General features: G+C 46.4%; 7 protein-coding genes. 6 read left to right on the top strand and 1 reads right to left on the bottom strand.

The window, feature by feature from the left end; genetic code table 11:
* Positions 1-273 precede the first annotated feature (273 nt).
* Positions 274-1,020 (bottom strand): 23S rRNA (guanosine(2251)-2'-O)-methyltransferase RlmB, encoded by a 747-nt coding sequence (rlmB, locus tag NC796_RS01555; RefSeq protein WP_310681463.1) that lies wholly within the window; start codon positions 1,018-1,020, stop codon positions 274-276.
* Between the two features lie 130 nt (positions 1,021-1,150).
* Between rlmB and NC796_RS01550 the strand changes: the two genes are divergently transcribed.
* The 6 genes from NC796_RS01550 to NC796_RS01525 all read left to right on the top strand — a co-directional run bounded on the left by NC796_RS01550 (position 1,151) and on the right by NC796_RS01525 (position 6,876).
* Positions 1,151-1,495, top strand: coding sequence for a hypothetical protein (locus NC796_RS01550; protein ID WP_310681462.1), 345 nt, complete (start codon positions 1,151-1,153; stop codon positions 1,493-1,495).
* Between the two features lie 3 nt (positions 1,496-1,498).
* Positions 1,499-1,825, top strand: a complete 327-nt coding sequence (locus NC796_RS01545) for a hypothetical protein (protein WP_310681460.1) — start codon at positions 1,499-1,501, stop codon at positions 1,823-1,825.
* Entirely contained in the window at positions 1,818-2,681 is an 864-nt protein-coding gene (locus NC796_RS01540) for a glycerophosphodiester phosphodiesterase (protein WP_310681459.1), read from the top strand. Before NC796_RS01545 ends, NC796_RS01540 begins: the two co-directional genes overlap by 8 nt.
* Before the next feature lie 219 nt (positions 2,682-2,900).
* A complete protein-coding gene (locus tag NC796_RS01535; protein WP_310681458.1) occupies positions 2,901-4,553 on the top strand; it encodes a CTP synthase in 1,653 nt (550 codons plus the stop codon).
* A 1-nt stretch (position 4,554) separates the two neighbouring features.
* Positions 4,555-5,025 carry an NUDIX hydrolase gene (locus NC796_RS01530; protein ID WP_310681457.1) on the top strand — a complete coding sequence of 157 codons (471 nt, stop codon included), beginning with the start codon at positions 4,555-4,557 and terminating at the stop codon, positions 5,023-5,025.
* Positions 5,026-5,199: 174 nt separating this feature from the next.
* On the top strand, positions 5,200-6,876 hold the full coding sequence (locus tag NC796_RS01525) for an NAD+ synthase (RefSeq protein ID WP_310681456.1): 1,677 nt from the start codon (positions 5,200-5,202) through the stop codon (positions 6,874-6,876).
* Positions 6,877-7,002 lie beyond the last annotated feature (126 nt).

Genomic DNA, 7,002 nt, shown 5'->3' with positions numbered 1-7,002 from the left:
TAAAATCAAGTTTCGTAGATTGCAGGCGAGACATGAGGACCTCCTCTGATTTGTTAAACAGGATTACAGGAAAGAATGTAAGACGAATCCAGGGGATGGTCCCCTTTTTTTAACATAAAGCCTGAACTTGTGCTACGAAGCCTGGGGCGCAGTAGTACTTGTTTTAGAATCTCGTGAGGATCATGACGTTGATATAGGCCAACCAGTGATCAAGGCTAGCGATCTCCGGTCGAACACGCCCAGGCTTTCCCCCTGAAAAAATGGGTTGAGAGTCTATTTTTTCTTTCGTCTCCACTCATAGCTCATCAAGGCTGCACTGACCGAGGCATTGAGTGATTCCACTCGGTTGCGCATCGGGATGGCAAACGTGTAATCGCAATGTTCAAGCGTTTTTTCGCGGATACCGCTGCCTTCACTGCCAATTACAAATGCCAGCGGCCGGTCAACCTCCAGGTCCCACAGAACAGTTTCCCCCTCTTGTTCCAGGCCCCCGATCCAAAATCCGGCGTCTTTAAGTTTAAGTATGCTTTGGTTCAGATTGCCAACGCGCACAATTGGAATGCGTCCGGCTGTCCCAGCTGATGTTTTGAAAACAGTGGCATTAATGGGTGCCTGCCGATGTTTGGGCACCAGGACCGCATCAATCCCCGCAGCAGCGGCAGTACGAAGAATGGCTCCCACATTGTGTGGATCTTCCAGCTCATCGAGCAGTAAAATTCCGGGATATGTGGAGAGGTCCAGAGAATCGAGCCAGGGACCAAACTCATGGTATTCAATGGCGCTCATTAGTGCAACGATGCCCTGATCATTTACGGAGCCAACAAGCTCATATAGCTTTGATCCCGGAACGTGCGAAACGGGAATTCGGTTGTTGGAAGAAAGGTCAAATATTGTCTGAACGTCGCGGTCTTTAACAGATTGACGAACAAAAATTTTTTCAATACGCTCAGGTTCATTTTCGAGTGCTTCTTTGACAGGGTTCCTGCCATAGATGTAGATGTTATTATCTGAATTTTGCATAAATCAAATAAAGAGATTGAAAAATAATCTATTTCGATTAACTTATAAGTGGGAATAAGAAAATTGGCAGCTGTAGGGACCAGTTGCCATAGGTAGTATCCCCACCTTTTTTAAAATAAGGAATAACGCTATGGACTTAGAACATAAAAACAAGGGACATTTTGCTTCACCGGATTCTTCAGGTATAGTACATCCAAATCACTCCAAACTATCCAATTTTTTCGAACAGGCACACGCCCCTACCACCCTCATTTTTATATCTGCAATTCTTGAAATTGTCTTGGGAGTCGGGGTTGTCTTTGCAAGTATAACAGGCTTCATGGAACCACTTTGGTTTTCAAATTTAATGTGTTTGATCGGTAGCCTGGCCTGTACGGTCGGAGTTTTCCTGTTATATCATCTGCTGCACAGAAATCACAGTGCAGAACAACTGATCCAGGATGCCACGCGTCGAATTATGAATGCGCAAAACTGATTTATGGAGCAAGAAATCTCCGAAGAACAGAAGCAAAAGTACGAATCATATCTCAATATTCATCTTAAAAAAAATCAGACGGAGTTGCCGCCTGGCGAACAAATTGAGTTGTTGGAAAAGAGGGATCGCAACAAATGGTTTCATCTATTAATTAATATAGCTGCTGTTCTCCTGTTTGGGTATTCCTTTTATTACGGTATTACGCAGCTCAGTCAAACTTTTTTTATCATAATCATGGCTGTTTTCGGGATTAATGTGGTCCTGATTTTTTATCAAAAAAAGCAGATAAAATCGCTAATCGGTTATTTGAAGCGAAAGGGCCATGAGTAGATTTTTGATATTCATCATATGGATGGCATTAACCATTCCCTGCTCATCCCAGCAATCTTATTCCCCTGATTATATGTTACCGACTCTTTTTAATGATGATGGAGACGATTTTGTTGTGATAGCCCACCGCGGTGCCAGTGCTTATTTTCCAGAAAATACGATGGCCGCGTTTAAAGGGGCGCTGGAGATGAATGCTGAGATGATCGAGTTGGATGTGATGCTCAGCAAGGATGGCGTTCCCGTTGTTTTTCACGATGCGGTTCTCGAGGATCATACGAACGGTAGTGGCGAGCTCAGTGACTACACTCTGGATGAGCTGAAACAACTGGATGCGGGCTCTTGGTTCAGTAAGGAATTTGCCGGTGAAAAGATACCCACACTCGAGCAGGTGCTGGCCTTTGCCAGGGGAAAAATTGCCCTCAACATTGAGATTAAAACTGAGGCCGTTTCGGATGAGGTTAAAGGCGGCGTCGAGGAGAAATCCCTGGCACTGGTAAAGGAGTACGGCATGCAGGATCACGTGCTGTTTTCCAGCTTTGACTACCGGGCTATTACACATCTTAAACAGCTTGATCCCTCCATTCCGGCAGCTCTTCTCTACAACAACCGAAGTTCGAACAAGCTGCTGCCGTCCCAGCTCGTCTCACAATACAAAGCCGATGCTTTTAATTGCAGCTATCAGCAGCTAAATCGTAAACGCCTGCGGGATATCCGGCTCAACAGCATACCGGTGTTCGTTTACACTGTGAACCAAAAACGAAGAATGAAAAAGTTGGTTCAGCTTGGTGTATCCGGCATTTTTTCAGACAAACCGGATCTGCTCAGGCAGGTAGCTGAGAAGGTTAGGGAGAAATAGTCCCTGGTAAAAAGAACCCACTGACTGATTACGGCCTGCTATCCACAACAGCGGCGGGAAGCAAGTGGTATTCTAATGGCAGTTTCTGAAATAATAGGACCTGACTTTTCACGTTACATCCTCTTTCAGAAATTTCCCGAAAAATTCTCTATTACAGTTTGAATGCTGAGTGGAAAGGTTCTATTTTTCCATAACCCTCAACTCAACAGTCAGCACACAATGGCGACCAAATATATTTTTATCACCGGCGGTGTTACGTCTTCTTTAGGAAAAGGTATTATCTGCGCATCACTGGGCCGACTTCTCGTTGCACGCGGCCTTAAAGTGACCATCCAAAAACTGGATCCATACATTAATGTGGATCCCGGCACTATGAATCCCTACGAACACGGGGAGGTCTATGTAACCGATGACGGGGCGGAAACGGATCTCGATCTCGGGCACTACGAACGGTTTCTCGATATCAAGACTTCACAGGAAAACAATGTGACCACCGGTCGCATTTATAACGACGTGATCACCAAAGAGCGTCAAGGGGCTTACCTGGGCAAAACTGTGCAGGTGATTCCGCACATTACCGATGAGATTAAGTCGCATGTGCTGCAGCTTGGCGAATCCGGGGATTATGATGTGGTGATCGCCGAGATAGGAGGTACCGTGGGTGACATCGAGAGCTTGCCTTACATTGAGGCGGTCCGGCAACTGCGCTACGATGTGGGGCGGAAAAATACACTCTCCATTCATCTGACGCTGGTCCCATATCTTTCTGCAGCGCGTGAGCTGAAGACCAAGCCGACGCAGCACTCCGTTAAAACGCTCTCTGAAAGCGGATTGCAACCCGATATTATCGTGGCACGGTCCGAGCATCATCTCGACCAGAGTATCCGTCGGAAGATTGCGCAGTTCTGTAACGTTGAGATCGAAGATGTTATCGAATCTATTGATGCGCCCAGCATTTATGAAGTGCCACTGTTGATGCAGAAAGAGGGGCTCGATTCGCGCGTGATTAATAAGCTTGAGCTTGATACAAATGAGCCGGATCTGGATCGCTGGATCGGGTTCGTGGAGGCGGTCAGAAATCCGTCATCCGAAATTAAGATTGCACTGGTTGGGAAGTATGTCGAGCATCACGACGCCTATAAATCGATTGTTGAGGCTTTTATTCACAGCGGTGCGGTTAACGATTGCAAGGTTGATATTGTGTGGGTGCAGTCGGACGACCTGAACAACGAAAATATTGCCGATAAGATGAAGGATGTGTCGGGTATTCTCGTAGCCCCTGGATTTGGCGGTCGGGGCATCGATGGCAAGCTGGCATCGATAAAATATGCCCGTGAAAATGACATCCCGTTTTTTGGAATCTGCCTTGGCATGCAATGTGCCGTTATCGAATACGCACGAAATATCTGTGGCTGGGAGGATGCGAACAGCACAGAGTTTGATGAGGATTGTGAATATCCGATCATCGACCTGATGCCGGAACAGAAGGAGATTGAAGACAAAGGTGGCACCATGCGCCTCGGACTCTATGACTGTAAGATTAAGGAGGGCACAAAAACGTATGAAGCGTATGGGAATGATTTTGTGCAGGAGCGCCATCGTCATCGCTATGAGGTCAACAACAATCTGCGCTATAAACTGATTGAGAACGGGATGAAACTTGCGGGCTTGAATCCACACCGCGACCTCGTGGAGATTATTGAACTTGAGGATCATCCCTGGTTCGTGGGCGTGCAGTTCCATCCAGAATTGACCAGTACTGTCAATAATCCCCAGCCGCTTTTTGTTGATTTCGTCAAGGCCAGCCTGGAACATGCTAAGGAACACGATTTGAGTGTACCCATGAATGGGAAACAGGTGGTCGTTGGCTGATATGCCCGAATCGACTTACAGAGAACGATTGCGCATCCGGGTAAACGGGCTGTTGATTGATGATGAGGCCATGCTTATGGTCAAATTGCGCTCTCCGGTCACCGACAGCGGTATCTGGATGCCACCAGGTGGCGGCTTGAAGTATGGTGAAACAATGGAGGCATGCCTGGCACGAGAGTTTCGTGAGGAAACCGGTTTGCGTATTGAGGTGGGGGCACTACGGCACATCAATGAGTTTTTGAATCCACCCTTTCACGCCGTGGAGTTCTATTTTGAAGTTACAGCTGCAGGTGGAGAACTTGCGCTTGGAAACGACCCTGAACACACGTCCGATAGTCAACTCTTGCAGAAACTTAAATTCATTGAATTGGAAGAGTTTAGTTCCTATCCAATTATGCCTGAATACCTTTATACGCAATTTTTGCGTGAGCAGAAGGAGGGTAAGAAGGGGATTTCGTTCTCTGGAAAATAAACAAAGATCTGTTTTTCATAGAGAAATCATTGTTATACATTAACGGGTTCATTTGAAGCCTTATTTTTTTAGGGGATTTGGGTGGTCTACTAACAGATGTTCCCCTGTAGCGCACGTTGTTTATTAATCTTTTTGAAAATAATTAAGAAGCGACTCTTTTCAGAGCTTGTTACCATGAAAATACGTCTTCACCAGTTAAACCAGACGATAGGCGATCTGAAAAATAACGTTCGATCTATCTTACAGGCCATCCAGCAGGCGGAGGCTGACAATATAGACCTGTTGGTATTGCCTGAACTAACCGTTTGTGGATATCCTCCGATGGACCTGCTGGAACGTGATACCTTTCGCCAGGCTATCTACAAAGCAAACGAAGAGATTATTGAAGCCACGGGCATTACCGCAGTGATGTTTGGCACGATCAGACCCAATGAAGAACTGCGTTTTGGCCGGCAGTGTGTGAATGCCGCGTTGATAGCACAAGGTGGGGAAGAGTTGGCGCAGGTCAATAAAACCCTGCTTCCCACCTACGACGTATTTGATGAACTGCGTTATTTTGAGCCCAATGATAACTTTGAATGTGTAGAAATAGCAGGTGTAAAGCTGGGTATTACCATCTGCGAGGATATCTGGTATAATGAAAATGATATACAGTATCACACCTACCGGAAGAACCCGGCCGAAGAGTTGGCAAAACGTGGAGCTGAAGCAATTATCAACATTTCAGCATCCCCGTTCACAAAGACCAAGCCCGAAAACCGGGAAAAGATGCTCCGTGATCATACCCGGAACCTGGAGATGCCGCTGTTCTACTGCAACCAGGTGGGCGCAAATACGGAACTGATTTTTGACGGGGATTCAATGGTGATTGACAATGCGGCTGAAATTGTGGCCCGCAGTCCTATTTTTGAGGAGGGGTATATCGACACCGAATGGGATCCGGGAACAGGCTGTCTCCAAAATATTGGTTCTCCACCGGCATCCATTCTTCCCAAATCCGAGGGGATTTTCAGGGGGTTGGCCTTTGGACTCCGGGATTACCTGCGAAAAACCGGAATCGCTGACAAAGTGGTCCTTGGCCTGAGTGGCGGTATCGATTCCACAATGGTAGCCTGTGTTGCGGCAGAAGCGCTGGGGCCGGGAAATGTGATTGGAGTTACCATGCCATCAGAGTTTTCCTCCCGGGGAAGTATAAGTGACTCTGAGAAGCTCGCGGAGAACCTGGGTATCGAGATTCACAGCCTTTCCATCAAGAATATTTACGATGAATTCCAGGATACGCTGCATCCCTTGTTCGAAGGAACGGAGTTTGGCGTGGCCGAAGAGAATCTGCAAAGCCGCATCAGGGGCATGCTGCTGATGGCGATCGCCAACAAGTTTGGTTATATGCTGCTGAATACCGGCAATAAATCAGAGATGGCAACCGGCTATTGTACGCTTTATGGCGATATGAACGGTGGGCTGGGAGTAATCAATGATGTATATAAAACAGAGGTTTATGAGATGGCCCGATGGTTGAATAGACATCATTACAGGAGGGAAGTGATTCCCCAATCGGTTATCGAAAAACCGCCCAGTGCAGAATTGCGACCGGATCAAAAAGATTCTGACAGTTTACCGGAATACGACATGCTAGATCCGATTCTCTATCGATATATAGAGAAGCAGCTGTCGGCCGAACAGATTGCAGACGAGGGATTTGATTATGATACGGTAAAACGGCTTATCAAAAAGGTCGATTACAACGAGTTTAAACGATTCCAGGCGACCCCAGGGTTGAAGGTATCAACGAAAGCGTTTGGAAGTGGGCGGCGCTGGCCCATCGTACAGCAATGGACGAATCACCAGTAATTGTTGAATAGTGTTAGACAGAAGTTATTTCTACACATAATTTGTTGTGTAAATAGGGTGGATATGTTTAATTTAAATTCGGTTTTAATAATTTTTCTTCTAGATTGAAATTAAGTTTACCTAAAA

The sequence above is a fragment of the Aliifodinibius sp. S!AR15-10 genome (genome assembly GCF_031569985.1).
GTDB lineage: Bacteria > Bacteroidota > Rhodothermia > Balneolales > Balneolaceae > JAMQKA01.
Note: the sequence above shows the minus strand (reverse complement) of the source record. Positions and strands in the feature narration are given on the sequence as shown.